Below are 21,193 nucleotides of genomic sequence, written 5' to 3' on the forward strand. Positions count from 1 at the left end.
GTACACGGAAATATTGAACGAGGCAATAGCCCACTTACCTCTGCGTAGCACTTTTATAACAATAAAATATTATTCGCCAACAATCAGCGATTTAGCCCAGACAGACCTATATAAACCCGCCGTTAACCACGGATCTTTCGCCCGTCACCTGCGGGAAAAAATGGAAATGGCGACCTGAGACCCGAATTCGAAATCCGGCCACATTTGGTTAAAATTATTTACATCCGTGTTTGAAATGGTGGCAGAGAGCCACCCAAAAGAGTGCAAAGTGGAAATTGATGGCTTAAAGCGCCCCAGAAGAGTGCAAAAGTGACAGAAACAACAACGGCCCTTGCTGGGCCGTTGTTGTTTTTGAACGGGAATATCTCAGAAGTTGGCAGGTGTTGTGGCACTGACCAGATGACAGGGCTCATCGAAGGGATTTCTGAACCTGTGGGGCAATTCACTGTTGAAGTAATAACTGTCGCCGGCTTCAAGCACAAACACTTCTTCGCCAACAGTCAGCTCGAATTTACCTTCAATGACCAGCGCAGCCTCTTCCCCGACGTGCTTGAGCATCTCCTCACCAGTATCTGCTCCGGGAGGATAAATCTCACTCATCACTGACATGGCCCTGTTGGGATAATCACGGCCAATCAGCTTGAACTCCAGGGGGCCCGTACCTATATCCAACAACTCGTCGGCGCGGTAAACAATTTTTTGCTCTGCAGAGGCCGAGTCGCCGATGGAGAAAAACTCCACCAGTGACATAGGAATGCCGGCCAACACTTTTTTCAGCGAGCTCACCGACGGGCTCACGCTGTTTTTCTCGATCATTGAGATGGTACTGTTGGTCACACCGGCACGCTTGGCAAGCTCACGCTGAGACAGGCCTTTCATCTTCCGGACTGCTTTGAGACTGGCTCCGATATCCAAATTTGTCACCCCCAAACAGGTTCAGTTATCTGCACAGCAGATAAAGTGCAAATTATCTATCCCGACCGTGAGTACCGCCAATCAATCTCAGGACCGGAAAATAAATTTTCTCAAGCAAACTCAATTAACTGCAATGCACGACTTGTCTAAGTCCAAGTGCAGCAAATGAGAATACGCATTGTATTTTAGCGGCATTGCGTGTTAAATAAAATGCACACGTATATTTATCCGCAAAAAGTGTGATGAGTATACAGAGACAAGACCAATTTACAATAAAAACAGCGTCGGAGCCCTTATGGCAAACAAATCTCCCATCCACAGCGATAAGTACCCGGATTCATTCTATTTTGCGACCGCAAAAGAGTTATTTCAGTATCCTGTACTGGACAGTGCCATCGAGGTGGACGTCTGTGTAGTGGGGGGAGGGTTCAGTGGGCTCAACACCGCTATCGAGCTGCGCCAAAAAGGCTTCAACGTTGCGCTGCTTGAGGCCAAGCGTGTGGGCTGGGGAGCCTCGGGGCGCAACGGGGGTGAGCTTATTCGTGGTATCGGCCATGGACTCGAGCAATTTCACAACACCATTGGTCAGGAAGGCATTGATGCCATTACCCAAATGGGGTTTGAGGCGGTTGAAATAGTCCGAAAGCGGATTGCCGACCACAATATCGACTGTGACCTGGCCATGGGCTATTGCGACCTGGCGGTGAAACCTCGGCATATGGCTGAGCTTGCTGAAGAGTTCGAACATCTGAAAACAGCGGGTTATCGTCAGGACATCAAACTGCTGCAAAAGGCAGACTTATGCGACGTCATAGGTTCTGACTGTTATCAGGGCGCCCTGGTTGACATGGGCAGTGGCCATTTGCATCCATTGAACTTGGCCTTGGGCGAAGCCAGAGTTGCCCGGGAGCTCGGCGTGCAGATTTTTGAATACAGCGCCGCCACCAACATTATCAAGGGAGACAAGCCCAGAGTCATCACGGAAAAAGGTGAAGTGAACTGTCGCTATCTGGTGCTGGCAGGCAACGCCTACATAGGCCACAAACTCGAGCCTTACGTGGGGGGCAAGGTATTGCCAGCAGGCAGCTATCTCTTGGCTACCGAACCCTTAAGCCCAGAACTGCAGCGCGAAATCATCCCCCAAAATATGGCCTTTGCCGACATGCGCATTGCACTGGATTATTTTCATCTCTCCGCCGATGGGCGCTTGCTTTTTGGTGGCCTGTGCACCTATTCAGGCAAAGATCCCAGCGATATAGAAGCTGCGCTCAGGCCCAATCTGGAACGGGTATTTCCCAAACTCAAGGGTGTGCGCATCGATTATCAATGGGGCGGCATGATAGGGATCGGTGCCAACCGCTTACCTCAGCTGGGGCGCCTGCCGGACGCGCCCAACATCTTCTTTGCTCAGGCTTACTCGGGCCATGGCGTCAACGCGACGCATATGATGGCAAAGCTGCTTGCTGAGGCGATAGCAGGCCAGGCAGAACGTTTTGATGTATTTGCCAAGGTGAAACACATGACCTTCCCCGGAGGCCCTGCACTGCGCTCACCGCTGCTGGCAGCCGGCATGCTGTATCACCGCTTTATGGATATTTTTTAAGGGCATAACACCAAAAAGAAACCCGCCAATTGGCGGGTTTCTTTTTTACTCGGGTAACACTCAGAGCGCTATCCAGGTCGCCTTCACTTCAGTGTATTTCTCAAAGGCGTGCAGTGACTTGTCACGGCCATTACCGGACTGCTTATAGCCACCGAAGGGCGCTGTCATATCGCCACCATCGTAGTGATTAATCCATACCATGCCGCTGCGAAGTGCCTTGGCCGTTTTATGGGCCTTGCTGATATCCGAGGTCCAAACACCGGCGGCAAGGCCATAAATCGTATCGTTGGCAATAGCAACGGCTTCGTCCATACCATCAAAGGTGATCACTGACATCACAGGGCCAAAAATCTCCTCTCGGGCGATTTTCATCTGATTGGTGACACCATCGAACACGGTAGGCGCAACATATACACCGCCGGTTTCGGCAAGCACCTGGCTGCCACCACACATGAGTTTGGCCCCTTCATCGTGACCGGCTTTGATATAGCCAAGCACGGTATCCAGCTGCTGTTTGTCTACCACAGCGCCGCAGGTGGTGGCAGGGTCCAGCGGATGACCGGGCTGCCAGGCTTCCATTTCCTTAACGATAAGCTTAATCAGCTCATCCTTGACTCCCGATTCCACCAAAAGACGCGACCCCGCGGTGCACACCTCGCCCTGATTAAAGGCGATGGCTGAGGCGGCAGCTTCGGCGGCGGCTTTCAGATCAGGTGCATCGTTGAATACGATATTGGGACTCTTGCCACCAGCTTCGAGCCAGACCCGTTTCATATTGGACTGACCGGCATACACCATCAGCTGCTTGGCAATCTTGGTGGAACCTGTGAATACGAGCGTATCCACATCCATATGCAGTGCCAATGCCTGGCCCACGGTATGGCCAAACCCCGGCAGCACGTTCAGTACGCCATCAGGCAGCCCTGCCTCTTTGGCAAGCTGCGCCATACGAATGGCGGTAAGTGGGGATTTTTCAGATGGCTTGAGCACCACACTGTTACCTGTGGCAAGGGCTGGCCCCAGCTTCCAACAGGCCATCAGCATGGGGAAGTTCCAGGGCACGATAGCAGCCACCACACCCACGGGCTCGCGGGTGATCATGCCGATTTCGTTGTGCGGGGTGGGTGCCAGTTCATCGTAAATTTTGTCGATTGCCTCTCCAGACCAGCGAATGGCGCGGGCGGCACCAGCCACATCCACCGCCTTGGAATGGGCGATGGGCTTACCCATATCAAGGGTTTCAAGCAACGCCAGCTCGTCGGCATGCGCTTCCAGCAATTCGGCAAAGCGGATCATCACCTTTTTACGCTTGACCGGGGATTGCAAAGACCACACTCCGGACTCAAACACCGCACGGGCATTGGCAACGGCAATATCGGCATCGGCTTGCTGACAGCTGGCCACCTGAGTCAGTAAACGGCCATCAACAGGACTGATGCAGTCAAAGGTTTCCTTGCCAACGGCATCGCAATAGTGGCCATTAATGAAGGCTCTACCATTGATTTCAAGGCGCTGCGCCATTGCTTCCCATTCGCTGCGGCTTTGGGGTGTACTCATGATGACTCCGTATCTGTGACTGTTATGGTTATTGATTTCAGGTTTTCGGGGATCTGGCCTGGCAGGCGCCAAAGAGTCAGCACCTGCAGTTCCTGCGATACCCAGCACGTCAGGACATACCCGCTGCTGGTTCAATCAAGGCTGCAATAAGGCGGCTTTATCACATCGATTTGTCGGCATCGCCCTGTTCTGTGCGCTGTCCCGAAAACGGACACTGGGCTCAGATTACGCTCAGGCCATGAGCATTTCAATATTTTTTACAATTTGCACTTTTTTGCCACAAATAAATGCACAAAGGTATTCCATGTTCATTATTTCTGACATAGCATAGCGAATATTAACCACCTTAAAAACTCAAACAACCGATAGGATCAAGGTAAATAATGTATGGTCGACTTCAACGCAACTACAGGACAAGACACACCGTCCCTTGAGCACTACTGGATGCCGTTCACCGCGAACCGCCAGTTCAAAGCCAGCCCACGATTGCTGGCCAGCGCAGAGGGTATGTTTTACAAAGATGTTGATGGCAATCCGGTACTCGATTCCACCGCAGGCCTTTGGTGTTGTAACGCCGGCCACGGCAGAAAGAAAATCAGTGAAGCCGTCAGCCACCAAATTCGGGAACTGGATTACGCCCCATCATTTCAAATGGGTCATCCACTGGCATTCGAACTGGCCAGTCGCCTTGCCGACATAGCACCGGCGGGACTGAATCGCATCTTCTTTACCAACTCAGGCAGTGAATCTGTCGACACGGCGCTGAAAATGGCGTTGGCCTACCACAGGGCTAATGGTCAACCTACCCGAACCCGCTTTATTGGCCGTGAACTTGGCTATCACGGTGTCGGTTTCGGTGGCATCTCCGTGGGCGGCATCGGTAACAACCGCCGCACTTTCAGCCAGCAACTGCTGCAGGGCGTCGACCACCTGCCCCACACGCTGGATATCGCCAACAACGCCTTTTCCCGCGGATTTCCCGCCCATGGCCTCGAAAAAGCCGAAGTGCTGGAGCAGCTCATTACCCTCCACGGCGCTGAAAACATTGCCGCCGTTATCGTTGAGCCCATGTCCGGCTCCGCTGGCGTGATATTGCCGCCTCAGGGTTACCTAAAACGTCTGCGCGACATTACCAAGAAACATGGCATCCTGCTGATTTTTGATGAAGTCATCACAGGTTTTGGCCGTGTTGGTGACGCTTTTGCCAGTCAGCGCTGGGGCGTTGTGCCCGATTTGATGACCACCGCCAAGGCGCTGAACAACGGTGCCATTCCCATGGGCGCAGTGTTTGTGAGCCAGGATGTACACGATGCCTGCATGACTGGCCCGGAAGAACTGATTGAATTTTTCCACGGCTACACCTATTCCGGTCATCCGGTGGCTGCAGCCGCGGCATTGGCCACCCTGGATATTTACCAGGAAGAAAAACTGTTTGAGCGTACCAAAGAGCTTGAAGGCTACTGGGAAGATGCAGTGCACAGTCTAAGAGACCTGCCGAATGTGATTGATATCCGCAACACAGGTTTGGTCGCCGGGGTGCAACTGTCCCCCAATGATGAAGGCCCGGGACGCCGGGGTTACAAGGTGTTCGAGCGCTGCTTCAGAAACGGCACCCTGGTGCGGGTGACAGGCGACATCATCGCCATGTCTCCACCACTCATCGTGGAAAAGCAGCACATCGACCAGATAGTTAACACCCTCGGCGATGCCATTCGCGCCGTTGGATGACCCTTTGTCAGCACAGAATTAACAGGTAGCCAAAGATATCCATGCAAAGCATTACTCATTTTGTAAATGGCCAGCACACGGCCCCCAGTGCCCGCACCCAGACTGTTTTTGAACCCGCAACAGGTGAGGCCCGTGCCCAGGTGTCGCTGGCAAGCACACAGGAAGTCGGCGAAGCCATCGCCGTAGCCAAAGCCGCATTTGAGAGCTGGTCTCAGATGACGCCCCTAAACCGCGCCCGTATTCTTTTTAAATTCAAAGCGCTGGTAGAAGCCAATATGGACGAACTGGCACAGCTTATTACCCGCGAGCACGGAAAGGTGCTGGACGATGCCAAGGGCGAACTTATCCGTGGTCTCGAGGTGGTGGAATTTGCCTGCGGTATCCCTCATCTGCTTAAGGGAGAGCACACAGCGCAGGTTGGCACAGGTGTGGATGCCTGGGCGGTAAATCAGCCTCTTGGCGTGGTAGCCGGTATTGCGCCTTTTAACTTCCCGGTGATGGTGCCCATGTGGATGTTCCCCATCGCCATCGCCTGCGGCAACACCTTTATTATGAAGCCTTCGGAAAAAGACCCAAGCTCAGTGATGCGCATTGCTGAGCTGCTCAAAGAAGCCGGTTTGCCCGATGGCGTGTTCAACGTGGTCAATGGCGATAAAGAAGCTGTGGATACCCTGCTGACCCATAAAGACATTCAGGCCGTCAGCTTTGTAGGCTCCACCCCCATTGCCGAATACATCTATGCCACGGCTTCTGCCCACGGCAAACGGGTACAGGCCCTCGGCGGTGCTAAAAACCATATGCTGCTGATGCCGGATGCTGATCTGGATCAGGCGGTCAACGCGCTGATGGGGGCTGCCTATGGCTCGGCCGGTGAGCGCTGTATGGCAATTTCCGTGGTATTGGCCGTGGGCGACGCCGGTGATGCTCTGGTGGAAAAATTGCTGCCCAAGATTGCGGCGCTCAAGGTAGGCAACGGGCTGATCCCCGACATGGAAATGGGCCCACTGATTTCGGCCCAGCATCTGGACAAGGTCTCAAGCTACGTGGAAGCCGGGGTCCGTGAAGGCGCCAGCTTGCTGGTTGATGGCCGTGAACTCTCGATGGAAGACAAAGCAAATGGTTACTTCCTGGGTGCCTGTCTGTTCGATCACGTCACACCGCAAATGAGCATTTATAAAGAAGAAATCTTTGGCCCTGTGCTCAGCATAGTGCGGGTACCCGACTACAACAGTGCCCTGCAGCTTATCAACGACCACGAGTTTGGTAATGGTACCGCCATTTTCACCCAAAGTGGTGAGGCCGCACGCCACTTCTGTCATCACGTACAGGTGGGCATGGTGGGTGTCAATGTGCCTATTCCTGTGCCAATGGCCTTCCACAGCTTTGGTGGTTGGAAGCGCTCACTGTTCGGTCCTCTGCACATGCACGGCCCGGACGGCGTACGCTTTTATACCAAGCGCAAGGCTATTACCGCACGCTGGCCACAGGGAAAACAGCTGGCTGCTGAGTTTGTAATGCCCACGATGAAGTAAGCAGATGCGGGGCACCAAGGTGCCCCACCCGGAGTAAGAATGACTTCAAAAATATCTGATATACAGCGATTTTCAGCATCAAACGCCCAAACAGAACAGTATTTTCTTCCCGAGGAAAAACGCCTTAAGGGCAATCCGCTGCAATCGTTAACCAACCACTATTCCAGCCCCTGTGGCCAGTTTCACGCCGGGGTTTGGCAGAGTGCTGGCGGCAAATGGAATGTCAACTATACTGAACACGAATTTTGTGACATTCTCGAAGGGTCCAGCATTATCTGCGATAGCGAAGGTAACAGCCTGACCGTGGAAGCTGGAGACAAGTTCGTTATCCCCGCCGGTTTTACAGGCACATGGGAGGTGGTTGAACATTGCCGCAAGATCTATGTGATTTTTGAGCAAAGCTAACAGGTAAACCCGCCATGAGGTCACAGCCAAGTGCTGATGTTTGGCAATAAATGTGAACGTGCGAATTGACGTCGTCACTGTCAACAAAAGTAAAATGGAGAATCAAGCGTGGATAAATATTTCAATAAAAACAAGCTTGCTAAGCTGACCGGGATCCTTCTGACAGGTGCGCTGCTGTCCCCTTTGGCCAACGCCGGTGAACTGACCGGTGAGGTTGGGGTGGCCAACGATTACCGCTTCCGTGGCATATCGCAAACCGACAGTGGTTTCCAGGTGTCTGCAGGCATTGATTACGCCACCGACTCAGGCTTCTTCGTAGGCGCCTGGGCCAGTAACGTAGACTTCGGTGAAGACGATGACACCAATATTGAATTGGACATCTATGCCGGTTACTACCATGAAGTCAGCGATGATCTGTCGTTCGACGTCACTATCTACCGTTACAACTATTTTGGTGAAACCAGCGATTACGATTACTTCGAAGGTACCGTAGGCGCTGATTTCCACGGGTTCCGTGCCGCCTACTGGTACACCAATGACTACAGTGGTTCAGACTACGACTACCATTATCTGGAGTTGAACTACAGCTGGGAGTTTGCAGAAAACTGGAGTCTGGATCTGCACATAGGTAACAACTTCGGTGATGCGATTGAAGACGAAGACTTTGGCTTCGGCGACTCCTTTGTCGACTACTCCATCGGGGTGTCTACCGAAGTAGCAGGTTTTGGCCTGTCCCTGGCGTGGCTCGATACCAACCTGGATGACGATGTACAGATTACAGACGATCTGTTCAATACCGAGGGCACTGTGCTTGCCAGCGTAAGTTACGCCTTCTGATCCCAGGTCTTTCTCCCTTCCCACCCAAACAAAAACCGCCCAATAGGGCGGTTTTTTTTATTTCACCTGGTTTGGGCGCGGCACATCACCACAGTCAATTTGACGCTTCAGCTCACGCCAATAGCGGCCAAGCTCGGTCAATGGCTGGTGTCGCTCAGGAAAATGGCTACGCATGTTTTCTATCAGACGGGCTTGCTTGTCACACATCTGCGACCAGGATTTAGCATTGGTAAGGGGCATGGCGTCATCCTTAACGTGAGTGGAGTTCCTGTCTAGCATCATAAACCTTGCACACCATATCTCAAGTTTGCAAATGAGACCTCGTGCACTTTTTTTATAAAAAGTTAAAGCGTATCTTTATCAAAAAAACACCGGGGAATTTTTATGTTAGCTAACCTGTTGAAACTGCTTTTTATCGCTGTTGGTGTTTACATCATCTACCGACTCATCTTTGGTGGTAAAAAAGGTCTCTCGCTGTTTGAAATGCATTTCAAAGAAGGTCGTATGACCAGTCACAAGGGTAAAATTCCGGAAAAATTTGAGCGCGAGTGCCGAAATCTGGCCAAGGCAGAAAAGCTGACCTGTACCATACGTGCAGAACGTCTCGGCGATGTGCGCCTGCACATTTCGGCCAACGTGGCGGATAATTTGGCGCAAAGGTTGAGAAATCAGTTTCCATTCGAGCTGTACGATAAAAAAGTGCAGGACAACAGCAAACAAACTGGCTGAGCTCTCACCCGACACTTCTACCTGCCAGTCTGATAAAGCGCCCCTTGAGCGGCGCTTTTTTATTGGCAGCGATAAAGCATGTAAAGAGCTGCTGTACATGTTGCCCCCAACTCAAGTTATTCAGCTCAGTGACGCAGCAATCATGTATTGAGCGCGGTTTAACTCCTGGTAGACCCGCAACGCCAGGCTCCAACAATAAACACACCCACCCAGCAATATTAAAATAATCTTAAATTTTATTTACCTTATTTTTCTTGTAGATACGCACAAATCCATGACAATAATTAATGCGAACTATTTTCATATGCATTACATTTCACTAAAATGCCCGCCAGATCGGATATCAATCATTTCAAGATGGGAATTTACATGAACAAGAAACGTCTGGGTCTTTGCGCACTTAGCTTGTGTGCAGCAGCGCTGAGTCAACATAGCATCGCCGGTGAAGATCTTTTCGGTTACCTCAAGGGCGCCGAAGCCCTGCCCGAAGGAGCCTCTGAGCTGTACCAAAAAGTCACAGTACGTGACGGAAAGAGCGTGGGGTCGTATCAGGGCATCGACTTCGAAACCGAGTACGAATACGGGGTTTCCAACAAGTTTTCTTCATCGGTATCGGCCAAATTCATGTCGCTGGATACCGATGGCCTTTCAGTTGACGGCTATCTGCCAGGTGCCAAGGATATAGGTTTCAAAGCCTCCGGCGCGGAACTGGGAATGGCTTACATGTTCCTCAGCCCCGCCAAAGACGATTTGGGTTTACAGGCCAGCCTGTCATTGGACTACGACTGGATTGACAAGCACTCGGGCTACGACAAAGACACACTGTCACTGGAGCTGGGCCTCCAGACTCAAAAGTACTTCATGGAAGGTGAGCTGGTTTGGCTTGGTAATATGGCGGTGGAAACCACCTACGCCGACCGTGCTCCCATCGATAACCTGCCGGAAGATTTTGACTGGCCAACCGATCCGGAAATGGAGATTGAGCTGAAATTCGGCACCGGCCTGAGCTATCGCTTCGCCCCCAACTGGTTTGTCAGCGCCGAAGTACTCTACGAGACCGAATTTGAAACCGAAGTAGGTCAGGAGCGCTGGTCATGGTTCGCCGGTCCTTCACTGCATTACGGCAGCGCCAACTGGTGGGCCACCCTGACATGGCTGCCGCAGCTTGCCGGTGGTGGTGAGCAGTTTGACGGCCAGGATACCGACCTGCATCTGATTGAAAAAACAGAGCAGGAATGGCGCTTTAAAATTGCCTACAACTTCTGATTGCAGAATGGGGCGTCCGTTGGCGCCCCTTTTGGAGAATCACAATGTCTGACTCCCTGTTAACCAACAGCCTCTGGTTTATCCCCATGGCTTTTGTTGCGGCGCCAGCCGTGGCCGCAGATTACTTAAGTATCCCCCAGGCACAGCAGTTACTGTTTCCTTCCGCCAGCAGCTTTATCGAGCGCCCTACTCTGTTTGACAGCGGTGCACGCAGCGCTATCAAGTCCCATGCAGGCACCAGACAACGTCAGGACCACCAGCCCATTTGGCGGGTAGAAAAAGACGGTCAGTTACAAGGCTGGTTTATCGTCGATGACGTCATAGGCAAGCATGAATATATCACTTACGCTGCCGCCATCAGCGCCGACGGCGAAGTCTTGGGCATAGAAGTGCTGAGCTATCGCGAAACCCACGGCGGCGAAGTACGAGACGAAAGCTGGCGCGCCAACTTCAAAGGTAAAAGCCTGAAAGACCCCTTCAAACTCGACGAAGATGTGCCCAATATCAGCGGCGCAACCCTCAGTTGCCGCAATTTGCTTGATGGAGTTAAAAGGCTGCTGACCATCCACGAGCTTTTTCTGGCCCGTGAGTCCTGAGTGTTGCGCCGCGCCAAACCCATGCTGGGCACCCTGACCGACATCAGGGTAACAGACCCCGGCCATGCCGATGCCCAAGAGGCCATGACTGCCGCCTTTCGGCTAATGGGCGAGATAGACACGAGCCTGTCGTTTCATCGGCCGATGAGTACACTTTCGGCCCTCAACGCCCGTCCGATGCAATGGACCGAGATGGGCAAACATGGGGCCAGGATACTCAGGCTCGCCAGGGTGCTGGGCAAGTTGAGCGATAACCGCTTCAATGTGACCCTGGGTGGTGCTCTGGTCAATGCCAGTGCCCTGCCACGCCATACACTGAGTGATTTTTTACCCTGTGGCAGCTGGGAAGACATTGAGATAAACGGCACCCGGGCAAGGCTTAAACGGCCGGTGCTGCTAACCCTGGATGGCATTGCCAAGGGCTACGCGGTTGACATGGCAGTAAGCTGCCTTAAACGCTTTGGAGTGCGCTCAGGCTCGGTCAATGCCGGGGGCGATCTTAAAGTGTTCGGCAACCACCCCATCAAGGTGCAGCTGAGAAACAGCCAGGGCTTTACCGACACCCTGTGGCTTAAGAATGCCGCACTGGCAAGCTCAAGGCTCGGTGGAGAGCCGGATGCGCGCTTCTCATCGCTTATCATAAGCCAGGATGGTTACCCGGATAATTCCCCGCAGACCGAGTCCCTGCTATCTGTCATAGCCCCTTTTGCCTGGCGCGCCGATGCGCTTACTAAGGTTTTGGCATTTGCCGGTCCGGAGATGGTGACTCGCCTCGGCGGACGTCTTCCGTCCCTGGCCTCACCCCCTGACACCGAACTCTGACACCCAGCCCTGAGATAAGAGACTGATGAAACGTTTAAACGGATATCCTGGCTGGTTTTTTTACCTGCTTATGCTGTCGATGACGCTTTGCGCCGCCACCGGGCTTGCCATGTATCCCTGGGTGTTGGAGTTTAAACTGGAATGGGAACTACCCATGGCACTCAATGGTCAGTGGCGCTTGCCTCTGGTGAGCACGCATGCCCTCAGCGCTGCCGTGCTGCTGATGCTGCTCGGTGCACTGTGGCAAGTTCATATGCGCGCCGGCTGGCGTAAAAAGGAAAACCGTTTCAGCGGGATTTTTATGGCATTTTCCATAGTACTTCTGATGCTGACAGGCGTTGGACTTTACTATCTGAGCGCAGAATCGGCGCAGTTGGCAGCAAGCCTTGCACACTCAGTGCTGGGATTATCTCTGGTGGGACTGTTCACCTGGCACTGGATACAAGGTCACAGGGTAAGGATGCAAAAAATCCACCACGCGGGCAGCAAGCACCGCAGCCCCCGACAGGTATTGAGGCAGCATTCATTGGCCGAATAATCCGCTGCCCCGGAAAACAGGGATTATTGGTTCAGCCTGCCGTCACGGCGGGCATCGTCGAGAATACGGTCATTGTCTTTCACCATGCCGTCCTGCTCAGGGAGCTGAGGTTGATTTACTTCTTTGGCAGGTGTGGGTTCAACCCAGTGAACATTCTCGCAGCCTCCCAAGCACAGGGCAGCCAATAACATACCCGCCCCATATTGAGGTTTTATCATCATCTCTCCCTTCACTGCGTTGCAGCCCGTTCAGTAACGCTATCAAACTGAGCAGCAATATTGACACATATAAGCTTCAATATTTAGCGCAGCCATACGCATTACTCACACAGACTGCGGGTCAACACCACCAGTTCATCGATACGCTGATTACTTAATTGGCGATAATCGAAATAAGGACAGACAATTAGGCGACGATGACGGTCGATGGCAAATCGCTCGCTGAGCCACTCCAGTTGCAATCCCCCGCTTTCAACATCACTGAAGGCAGTGCCGTAACCTTTACCCATCACCAGATACAGCGGGCCTGGGCGCGCCTCAAGTGGCGATGAAAACAGCAGCGCCGTGCCACAGTCAGGTTGCAGCAGAAGTGCATCACGATATGCCTGCCAACTGTCAAATTGACTCACGGCCGCTACCGCCGGCAGCGCCTTTTTAATCACCTCATCGGCCGCCATGGCCCAGATTAACTTGGCATATACGTTAAATACCTTGCGCCAGCCATTACCGCAGGCATCACCTATGGCTTTGATTTCGCCGCTCACCAACGCGCGGCAGCTGGCGAGCTCGCCAAGCCCCATAAAGGGTGGGCGATTGGCGATACACACCCCCAATTGATAGCGTTCATCCCCCAGGCCCACAGGGGGTCTTGTACTTGTCATCTTGATTCCCTTATCCAATTTGTCGGTTCAGGCAGGCGAGAGGGGCCCAGCATAGGTTATCCACACCTGAACGCCAAGGACTGCGACAGGGCGGCAACAGGGCTGATATACTGCCATTCTTTGTGCTTCCCCGACCTTGCTGTATGCCAGACACTTGCCAACCCTCCGATTTTTCATCGCCCAGCGACCGTTACTACCGTCTCTGTCAAACCTCTCGCCTGCACCAAGACCCGGCGCAGCTGGCGGCTCTGGCAGCCTTGGAACTGAGATTTGAGTCCCTTCAACGGCAAGCTGAAACCAAAGGGCTTTACCTCTGGGGGGATGTGGGCCGGGGCAAGACCTTATTAATGGATCTCTTCCATGCTTCCCTCGGGGATGTCCCCAATCTGCGGCTGCACTTCCATCACTTTATGGCCCGCATTCACCGGCAATTAAATCAACTCACCGGCATACGGGATCCACTGAGACATCTGGCGCGGCAGCTGGCAAAGGACTGCCGCGTTCTTTGTTTCGATGAGTTTTTTGTCTCGGACATTGGTGATGCCATTATTTTGGGTCGGCTGTGCGAAGCCCTGTTTGATGAAGGCGTTATGCTGGTTGCCACCTCCAACACCCCAATCCACAGGCTGTATGAAAACGGCCTGCAGCGGGACAGGTTTCTGCCTGCCATCGCACTCTTGCAGCAACAGTTGGAGTCCATTCATTTAAACGGCAGTGTGGACCATCGCCTCAAGGCCGACACAAAAGCCCCCGGGATGCCGCGCTGGCAGTGTGGTGGCGAAGCCGATTTCGACGCCCTCTTCGACTCTGATGCACACAGCAATCTCGAGATACAGGTACTGGGGCGCCCTATTCATGCCAGACGCACCGCTTCGGGTATCAGCTGGTTCAGCTTTGAAGACCTGTGTAATGGCCCCCGCTCGCAACTGGATTATATGGCGTTGGCTGAGCAATTGGAGACATTGGTACTCAGTGACGTGCCAAGGCTTGGCGGCGAACCCCGGGGCTGGATCCGTGCCCGGGGCACCGAAGATGGCGTTGACGCCACCGCCACTGGTGAGCGCATCTTAAGTTATGCCCCACAGGATGATGCGGCGCGACGCTTTATTGCCTTGGTGGATGAGTTTTACGATCAGGGCAAGCTGCTGTATTTACATACCCTGGTCCCCCTGGAGGAGCTTTATTGCCAGGGGGCACTGGGATTTGAGTTTCGCCGCACCCAAAGCCGGCTGCAGCAAATGCTCCGGGCAGATTGGCCGGGCTAGATATCCTTGCGGCCGGTATTAAGGATTTGCACCGCCGCAGCGGCATTGTCTTTCCAGCGCGCCAGCTCAGCTTCGTTATGATATTCCCCGCCCTGCACCAGGCTGTGTATTTTCAATGTTGCGCTGATATCCACCAGCGGATTGGCTTTTAGCACCAACAAATCCGCCCGCTTACCCTCGGCGATACTGCCGTAGTCCTTATCCAGCCCCATAAATTTGGCGCCATCGAGGGTGGCTGCGCGCAAAATTCTCGCCGGGCTCAGTCCCGCCTTTTGCCACAACTGCAATTCGGTATGCAGCCCTTCGGCAGGGTACACATAGGTATTGAGCGCGGCAGAGTCACTGCCTGCGAGCAACATGACCCCGGCGGCTTCCAGGTGACGCAGCTGACTTGCCTCCGCCTCATAGCGCTGCTTACGGGCTTGCCACTGCTCGGCGGTCTGCTCGCCCATGCGCTCTATGCGCCAGCGGTATTTGTCGGTAAAGGCCGTGGTGAGATAACGCAAAAATGCATCCTGACTGTGATTGTTGGTGTCAAGATGCGCCAGCTGATAGCCACCAATCAGGGTGGGCGTGACGGCTACCCCCTCAGTCGCCAGCATCTTATATCCCTCAGTAGCCACTTGCTGCTGGAAACCTTGCCGGTAGCGGGCGGCGGCTTCTTTGGCTGGCACACTGCCATCTCTCACGGACGCTGAGATGACCGCCTCATCTGCGTGTCCCAAACGCAGCACATAGGAGACATGCTCAATACTCGACAACCCCGCACGGGCGGCATCGGCCACGCTTACCCCATAGGGAATGTGGCTGGATACCCGAAACCCACGTCTGTGAGCTTCGGCCACGGTTTTAAGATACAGCGCCGGAGCCATGGTGTTTTCGGTTATCTTGATGAAATCCACCTTCATGGCAGTCAGCTTCTCCATGCCGCGTCCCATGGCAGCCTCATCACCGACTTCCATGTCACCGCTCCACAGCGAGTCTATGCCCTCAAATTTTTGTCCCGCCGAGAAGATACGCGGACCAAGGCGTTCACCATCGGCAATTTGCTGACGCCACACCATCACTTCCGGCGCAAGGTCGCTTGCGGCTTCACGCACCGCCGTAATGCCATAGGCCAGGTAAAGGGGAAGCAGCAGTGCGTTATCTTCCACCAGCTCACGCCCCTCAAAGTGCACATGCATGTCCCACAAGGATGGCAACAGATACTGGCCGCCCAGATCTTGTGTGTGGTCAGCGCCAAGCGGCTCATTCGCCTGCGCAACACGCACAATTCGGCCGTCTTCAATCAGCAGCTGTTTACCCTGCACCAAGCGACCTTGCTCCACGTCCACCAACTGAAAGTTGGTCAATTTCAGGCTTTGGGCATGGGCGTGAGCGGTAAGCCCCAACGCCAGAGCGATACTGAAGGACAGACAGAGGGTGCGAGCGAGGGGGTTGAGTCTGGGCATTATCAGGGATCCTTTGTGAGTCTTGTTATTGTGCCCCCAGTCTAGGATGCGGCAATTTGATTTAGAAATTAAATAACGAAATAATCATCAGTGGATTTCCCACTGGAATATAACTATGTCATCCCCTTCCCTCGGCACTGAGCAGGTATTCCCCCAACAGGCCTTGCTGGATCCCGTGCTGCTGCGGGCCTTCGTTGCGGTGGCCGACAGCGGCAGCTTTACCCGGGCCGCTGCCGCTACCCACTTAACCCAATCCACGGTCAGCCAGCAGCTAAAGCGGCTCGAGCAGCAATTGGGCTGCGAGCTACTTAGCCGTAAGGGGCGCTATGCCATGCCAACCGCAGACGGAGAAAGGCTTTTGGGTTATGCACGGCAAATTTTGGCCCTGATGGCCGAGGCCGGCATGACGCCCGCACAGCCGCCCCTACTGAGGCTCGCTGTGGCAGAAGATTTTGCCGGAACCGCCCTGATGCCCATCCTGAAAAAGCTCATCACACGCTTTCCCAGCGTAAAGCTCGAGGTGCAATCGGGCCTCAGTAAACCGCTTTATCAGGCATTTCAGGAAGGTGTGGTGGAATTGGCACTCATTAAACAGCGTCAGGGAGAGCACCCGGCCAAAGCCTGCTGGCCAGAGGCGCTGAGCTGGCTTGCCGCCGCCGACTGGCAAGCTGTGAAAGCGGGAGAGCCAGTGCCCCTGATTGCTTTTCCGGCAGGGGGCCTGTATCGCAACGAAATGGCTCAGCTGCTGGACGAAGCCGGGATCCCCTGGCGACTGGTATATAGCAGCAATTCCCTCGAGGGCGTGCTGTGCGCCGTGGCCGCCGGGATGGGTGTCAGTTTGTTACCCAGCCGCTTTATCAGGGCCAGGGAGCATAGAGAGATAACAGCGCTGCCACGGGCAACCGCTATGGAGCTGGCGCTGCATCTTGCCAGTTCTCCCGGGGCTGAACTGCAGTGGCTGGCGGATGAAATAGGCGCTTATTGCGACCGGCTCTCCAGCGGCGGCTCGTCAGTGTCGTGCCCCAACACATCGGCATAAATAGCACACACCCGCTCACTGTGCTCGGCAACGGCGATTGCCGGCAACTGCCCAGCCTCACGTTGCAGGGTCAGCCTGTGGTTTTCATCCCGCAAGGTGCAGTAAGCGGCAATCAGCTGCTGCGCTACAGGCAAGGGCAGTATGTCGAGTTCAGCAGCCGTCTGGAAAATCCGCACGTTATCAGACCACACGGTTAGATCCTCAAACTCGGCGCTGCCCGCCAACACCAGATACTGGGCAATAAACTCAATATCCGCGATGCCACCGGGGCTTTGCTTCAAATCGAACATCCCCTCGTCCACTTTCAGCAGATGCTCACGCATCTTGGTACGCATGGCTTTGACCTCGCCCTTGAGTACGGCGGGATCGCGTACCTTACCAAGCACCTCGGCACGAATTTCGCTGAAGCGGGCCGCCAACTGATTGTCACCAAACACAAAGCGCGACCGCACCAGCGCCTGATGCTCCCAGGTCCAGGCTTCCTGCTGCTGATATTCGCCAAAGCGTTCAATCTCGCTCACCAGCAAGCCCGATGCCCCGGAGGGGCGCAGCCGCATATCCACCTCATAGAGTTCCCCGGAGGTGGTGCGGGTGGAGAAGAGGTGCAAAATGCGCTGAGCGAGTTTGAGATAAAAATGGCTGGTTTCGATTTGCCGCTCGCCGGTGGTGAGCCCTGAGCCCTGATAATTGTGCAAAAACACCAAATCCAGATCGGACCCATAACCCAGCTCGATACCGCCAAGTTTGCCGTAGGCAATCACCGCAAAGCCCATCTGGCCGGACTCGAGGTGCGCCGGAACCCCATGACGGGATGCAACCTGTCCCCATGCCTGATGCACCACTTGCTCGATAATGGCTTCGGCGAGAAACGTCAGATGGTCGCTGACCTGCATAATGGGTAGAACCCCGGTAACGTCAGCGGCGGCAATCTTTAGTTGCTGGGTCAGCTTGAACTGACGCAGGGCCTCCATTTGCTGCTCCATGTCATCTTCTGGCACCCGCAAAAGATACTGACGCAGCTCACTGCCATAGTCGTCGAGGGAGGTGATGTCATAGAGGGCGGCAGGATCGATGAGTTCATCCAGCAGCATGGGAAACTTGGCCAGCTGATCGGCAATCCAGGGACTGGCGCAGCAGAGGCTGACCAACTGGGCTCTGGCGCCCGGATTTTCACATAAGAGCTCCAGATAGGTGGTGCGGGTCAGTACCTGCTCAACCACATTGAAGACCGGCGCAAAGGCCGCCGACGGTATGGGCATGGACACCAGTTCCCCCAGCAGCTTTGGCATCAGGCGGTCGAGGGTTTCCCGACCTCTTGGGCCAATGGGCCGCCGCGACATGGTTTCACGCCAGCCCTTAAGCAAAGGCCAGAGGGCCGGATCGTCGATATGCTGATCTTGCAGCAACGCCTCGGCATGGTCTTCTTCCTGCACATTCCAGAACTGCCAGGTCCAATGCTCGTGATTGTCCTCAGCTTCTTCGCCGCCCACTGTGGCGCGAAAGTGTCGGTGAATTTTGGCCATGGCCGCTTCGATATGGGCGCGCAGGTCAAATTCATTGGCCATTTCCAGGGCGCAGCACAATCGCTGCCAGTCCAGCGAATTATCCGGCAAGGTTTGGGTTTGTTTGTCGTCGATGGCCTGCAGCAGGTTTTCCGCCCTTCTGAGCAACACATAGGCGTTTTTCAGCTCATCTACTGCCAGGTATTCCAGTTGGCCCAGACTGTACAGGGTATCGATGGCACCAAAGAGACTCTGGGTACGCAGGCTGGGTTCACGCCCGCCCCGGATAAGCTGAAAGCTTTGCACCACGAACTCGACTTCACGGATGCCGCCGGCCCCCAACTTGATGTTGTCGGTCAGGTGGCGGCGTCTCACTTCCTGGGCAATAAGCTGCTTCATGCGGCGCAGCGATTCAATGGCCGAAAAATCGATGTAACGCCGGTAAACAAAGGGACGCAGCAAGCTGTGCAGCTCATCACTGTAGCCGCTCCAGGGGCCCAGCGCCCGGGCCTTAACCATGGCATAGCGTTCCCAGTCACGGCCCTGCTCCTGATAATAGTCTTCCAGTGCACTGAAACTCACCACCAAAGGGCCGCTCTCGCCGTAGGGGCGCAGTCGCATATCCACCCGGAACACAAAACCATCGACCGTGACCTGAGACAGAAGGTTAACCAGTCGCTGTCCCATGCGGATAAAGAACTGCTGGTTATCCAGCGATTTGCGCCCACCCTGGGTTTCACCATGCTCGGGGAAGGTAAAAATCAGGTCGATGTCAGAGGAGAAATTCAGCTCACGGCCGCCCAGCTTCCCCATCCCCAAAATCATCAGGGGTTGAGGACGACCATCGGCGTCCATGGGTGTGCCCAGGCTCTGGCACATTTCCCGGTAGAGCCAATCCCGGCCAGTAATAATCAGGGCTTCAGCAAGGGAGGAAATATCCAGTAGCGACTCACCAAGGGGCGCCTTACCGGTAAAGTCGCGCCAGGCCAGACGCGCCATTTGAAAGTTGCGGTAACGTCTCAGTACCGCCTTGGCCTCATCTTCGGACGTGACAGACGCCAGCGCCTGGTGCAGCTCCCGGTCAAATGCACTTCTGTCAACCTTGTCCAGCAGACCATCAAAGAGCCGGGCAATACGCTCGGGATGACGCGACAGCTCTCTGGCGATAAAATCGCTCAGCCCGGCAACCTGCTCAAGCTCCCGGCGCTGAACCGTGTCGAGCCCGGTCAGAGACTCAGGATGATGCGCCTCCAGCGAGGCCAGCCACAGGCTGCCTTTTTCTTTGATTTCTTTCGGTATTTCTGCCTGATGTTGCTGCGACATAGTGTTCCCTGACAACCGAGTATCGACATATTATGTCGAGAATGATATAGGTAGTGGGTCTGCATTCCCGCATACCGGGGGCAAGACGCCGATACCCGGATAAGGTTACTATAAACCTCTGGGGATGACCTATGGGTTAACCCGATAATATTCCCTGAATTTTTTAATGCACTGCCCAGGACTTTCCCCAGCGGTGCAGGGATTAACGGAGTGAAAATGGCAGGATGGCTAAAACGCATCTTTCTCCCGCTGGGAGCTGTGATGCTGATGCTTGGCCTGGCAGGCTGTGGCGACGATGGCGCAGCCCAGCAGGCTAAAGAAATTGACAAATACCTCACGCTCACTGAGAGCCGTATCAATACGCTTGGAGGTATGCTGGATAAGGGGGAAATCCGCAATGCGACCCTGATTGCCCAGTATGCCGAGCGACTCAAGTCTCAGGATGCATCTTTATCTCCCATCATTGACGCCCTGTCCCAGGATGCCGCCCGGGGCCCTCTGTATCAGAGCCTGGTCAGACGCCGCAGTGACGCGCTTGCTCCGGTCAACTTTGTCGATGAAGACATGCGCCTTGCGGAGCTGGAAAATCTCTATCAGGCGGCCGACCCTATTCTGTATAACGACATGCTGTCAGATCCCCTGAATGCGCTGGCCGACATGTCGAAAGGCACCCTGCCCCGCATGAATGCCATCAGCCGCGAAGCCGAGCTTGCCGCCAATGGCGAAGACTTCGGGCCGGGTAGTCAGCTCGTCGGCAACCCCACATACGGCCAGTGGCAAACCGGTAGCGATGGCACCTCGTTCTGGGCCTGGTATGGCATGTATGCCATGTTCTCCAACCTGTTCCACCGGCCAGTTTATTACGATACCTGGTCAGGCGGTCGTCACTACAGCTATTACAACGATGTGGGGCGCTACCGCTACAGCTCTCCAAGGGATTTGGCACGCCAGCAGCAGGTCTTTACCCAGGCGAAAAAGCGCTTTGATAGCCAGGGGAAGCGATTTGACAGCCCGTACGCCAAAACCCGCAGCGGTGCCAGTGGGCTATCACGCCAAAGCCAACAGGCCCCCAGCGTGGCCCAGGCCGCCAAGGCCCGTACCGAAAAACAGAAATTCCGCTCCAACTATGCCAAGGACAGCAGTTTTCGCGATGCCAAAAACCGCACCAGCCGCAGCACCCGACGTGGCAAGTGAGCCCAGAAATT

Annotated in this window: 20 protein-coding genes; 13 read left to right on the top strand and 7 right to left on the bottom strand. The window is 54.5% G+C overall.

Annotation, left to right across the window (positions count from 1 at the left end; translation table 11 throughout):
- Positions 1–366 precede the first annotated feature (366 nt).
- On the bottom strand, positions 367–915 hold the full coding sequence (locus SAMA_RS13865) for a cupin domain-containing protein (protein ID WP_011760754.1): 549 nt from the start codon (positions 913–915) through the stop codon (positions 367–369).
- 295 nt (positions 916–1,210) lie between these two features.
- Between SAMA_RS13865 and SAMA_RS13870 the strand changes: the two genes are divergently transcribed.
- Entirely contained in the window at positions 1,211–2,518 is a 1,308-nt protein-coding gene (locus SAMA_RS13870; RefSeq protein WP_011760755.1) for an NAD(P)/FAD-dependent oxidoreductase, read from the top strand.
- A 60-nt stretch (positions 2,519–2,578) separates the two neighbouring features.
- On the opposite strand, the gene SAMA_RS13875 is transcribed toward SAMA_RS13870, so the two are convergent.
- Positions 2,579–4,075: an aldehyde dehydrogenase gene (locus tag SAMA_RS13875; protein WP_011760756.1), complete on the bottom strand. Its 1,497-nt coding sequence runs from the start codon at positions 4,073–4,075 to the stop codon at positions 2,579–2,581.
- 387 nt (positions 4,076–4,462) lie between these two features.
- Here SAMA_RS13875 and SAMA_RS13880 point away from each other — a divergent pair, with 387 nt between their 5' ends.
- From SAMA_RS13880 to SAMA_RS13895, 4 genes are all read left to right on the top strand, one after another.
- Positions 4,463–5,803, top strand: a complete 1,341-nt coding sequence (locus SAMA_RS13880) for an aspartate aminotransferase family protein (RefSeq protein ID WP_011760757.1) — start codon at positions 4,463–4,465, stop codon at positions 5,801–5,803.
- 41 nt (positions 5,804–5,844) lie between these two features.
- Positions 5,845–7,335, top strand: coding sequence for a CoA-acylating methylmalonate-semialdehyde dehydrogenase (locus SAMA_RS13885; RefSeq protein WP_011760758.1), 1,491 nt, complete (start codon positions 5,845–5,847; stop codon positions 7,333–7,335).
- A 39-nt stretch (positions 7,336–7,374) separates the two neighbouring features.
- Positions 7,375–7,740 (top strand): cupin domain-containing protein, encoded by a 366-nt coding sequence (locus tag SAMA_RS13890; RefSeq protein WP_011760759.1) that lies wholly within the window; start codon positions 7,375–7,377, stop codon positions 7,738–7,740.
- Between the two features lie 108 nt (positions 7,741–7,848).
- Positions 7,849–8,577 (top strand): TorF family putative porin, encoded by a 729-nt coding sequence (locus SAMA_RS13895; RefSeq protein ID WP_011760760.1) that lies wholly within the window; start codon positions 7,849–7,851, stop codon positions 8,575–8,577.
- Between the two features lie 57 nt (positions 8,578–8,634).
- Here SAMA_RS13895 and SAMA_RS13900 read toward each other — a convergent pair whose 3' ends face one another.
- On the bottom strand, positions 8,635–8,817 hold the full coding sequence (locus SAMA_RS13900) for a hypothetical protein (RefSeq protein WP_011760761.1): 183 nt from the start codon (positions 8,815–8,817) through the stop codon (positions 8,635–8,637).
- Between the two features lie 144 nt (positions 8,818–8,961).
- Here SAMA_RS13900 and SAMA_RS13905 point away from each other — a divergent pair, with 144 nt between their 5' ends.
- The 5 genes from SAMA_RS13905 to SAMA_RS13925 all read left to right on the top strand — a co-directional run bounded on the left by SAMA_RS13905 (position 8,962) and on the right by SAMA_RS13925 (position 12,528).
- Entirely contained in the window at positions 8,962–9,306 is a 345-nt protein-coding gene (locus SAMA_RS13905; protein WP_011760762.1) for a DUF3634 family protein, read from the top strand.
- 369 nt (positions 9,307–9,675) lie between these two features.
- Positions 9,676–10,572, top strand: a complete 897-nt coding sequence (locus tag SAMA_RS13910) for a DUF6662 family protein (RefSeq protein ID WP_011760763.1) — start codon at positions 9,676–9,678, stop codon at positions 10,570–10,572.
- A gap of 44 nt (positions 10,573–10,616) precedes the next feature.
- A complete protein-coding gene (locus tag SAMA_RS13915; protein ID WP_011760764.1) occupies positions 10,617–11,168 on the top strand; it encodes an FMN-binding protein in 552 nt (183 codons plus the stop codon).
- A complete protein-coding gene (locus tag SAMA_RS13920) occupies positions 11,169–11,990 on the top strand; it encodes an FAD:protein FMN transferase (protein WP_011760765.1) in 822 nt (273 codons plus the stop codon).
- Positions 11,991–12,015: 25 nt separating this feature from the next.
- The gene (locus SAMA_RS13925; RefSeq protein WP_011760766.1) at positions 12,016–12,528 is read left to right on the top strand and encodes a hypothetical protein; all 513 of its coding nucleotides are present in this window, start codon (positions 12,016–12,018) and stop codon (positions 12,526–12,528) included.
- Positions 12,529–12,551: 23 nt separating this feature from the next.
- Here SAMA_RS13925 and SAMA_RS13930 read toward each other — a convergent pair whose 3' ends face one another.
- Together SAMA_RS13930 and SAMA_RS13935 are read right to left on the bottom strand one after the other, a co-directional pair.
- Positions 12,552–12,749, bottom strand: a complete 198-nt coding sequence (locus SAMA_RS13930) for a hypothetical protein (RefSeq protein WP_157608338.1) — start codon at positions 12,747–12,749, stop codon at positions 12,552–12,554.
- A gap of 98 nt (positions 12,750–12,847) precedes the next feature.
- Positions 12,848–13,408, bottom strand: a complete 561-nt coding sequence (locus tag SAMA_RS13935) for a DUF6942 family protein (RefSeq protein ID WP_011760767.1) — start codon at positions 13,406–13,408, stop codon at positions 12,848–12,850.
- A 143-nt stretch (positions 13,409–13,551) separates the two neighbouring features.
- Here SAMA_RS13935 and zapE point away from each other — a divergent pair, with 143 nt between their 5' ends.
- Complete coding sequence (gene zapE / locus SAMA_RS13940) at positions 13,552–14,673, top strand: cell division protein ZapE (RefSeq protein ID WP_011760768.1); 1,122 nt, start codon at positions 13,552–13,554, stop codon at positions 14,671–14,673.
- Here zapE and SAMA_RS13945 read toward each other — a convergent pair.
- A complete protein-coding gene (locus SAMA_RS13945) occupies positions 14,670–16,124 on the bottom strand; it encodes an amidohydrolase family protein (protein ID WP_011760769.1) in 1,455 nt (484 codons plus the stop codon). The genes zapE and SAMA_RS13945 overlap by 4 nt on opposite strands.
- 115 nt (positions 16,125–16,239) lie before the next feature.
- On the opposite strand from SAMA_RS13945, the gene SAMA_RS13950 reads away from it, so the two are divergent.
- Positions 16,240–17,163 carry a LysR substrate-binding domain-containing protein gene (locus tag SAMA_RS13950; RefSeq protein WP_011760770.1) on the top strand — a complete coding sequence of 308 codons (924 nt, stop codon included), beginning with the start codon at positions 16,240–16,242 and terminating at the stop codon, positions 17,161–17,163.
- Here SAMA_RS13950 and glnE read toward each other — a convergent pair.
- The gene (gene glnE, locus SAMA_RS13955) at positions 17,103–19,988 is read right to left on the bottom strand and encodes a bifunctional [glutamate--ammonia ligase]-adenylyl-L-tyrosine phosphorylase/[glutamate--ammonia-ligase] adenylyltransferase (protein WP_011760771.1); all 2,886 of its coding nucleotides are present in this window, start codon (positions 19,986–19,988) and stop codon (positions 17,103–17,105) included. The genes SAMA_RS13950 and glnE overlap by 61 nt on opposite strands.
- Positions 19,989–20,204: 216 nt before the next feature.
- Between glnE and SAMA_RS13960 the strand changes: the two genes are divergently transcribed.
- A complete protein-coding gene (locus SAMA_RS13960) occupies positions 20,205–21,182 on the top strand; it encodes a hypothetical protein (protein WP_011760772.1) in 978 nt (325 codons plus the stop codon).
- Positions 21,183–21,193 lie beyond the last annotated feature (11 nt).

The organism is Shewanella amazonensis SB2B, assembly GCF_000015245.1.
Taxonomy (GTDB): Bacteria; Pseudomonadota; Gammaproteobacteria; order Enterobacterales; family Shewanellaceae; genus Shewanella; species Shewanella amazonensis.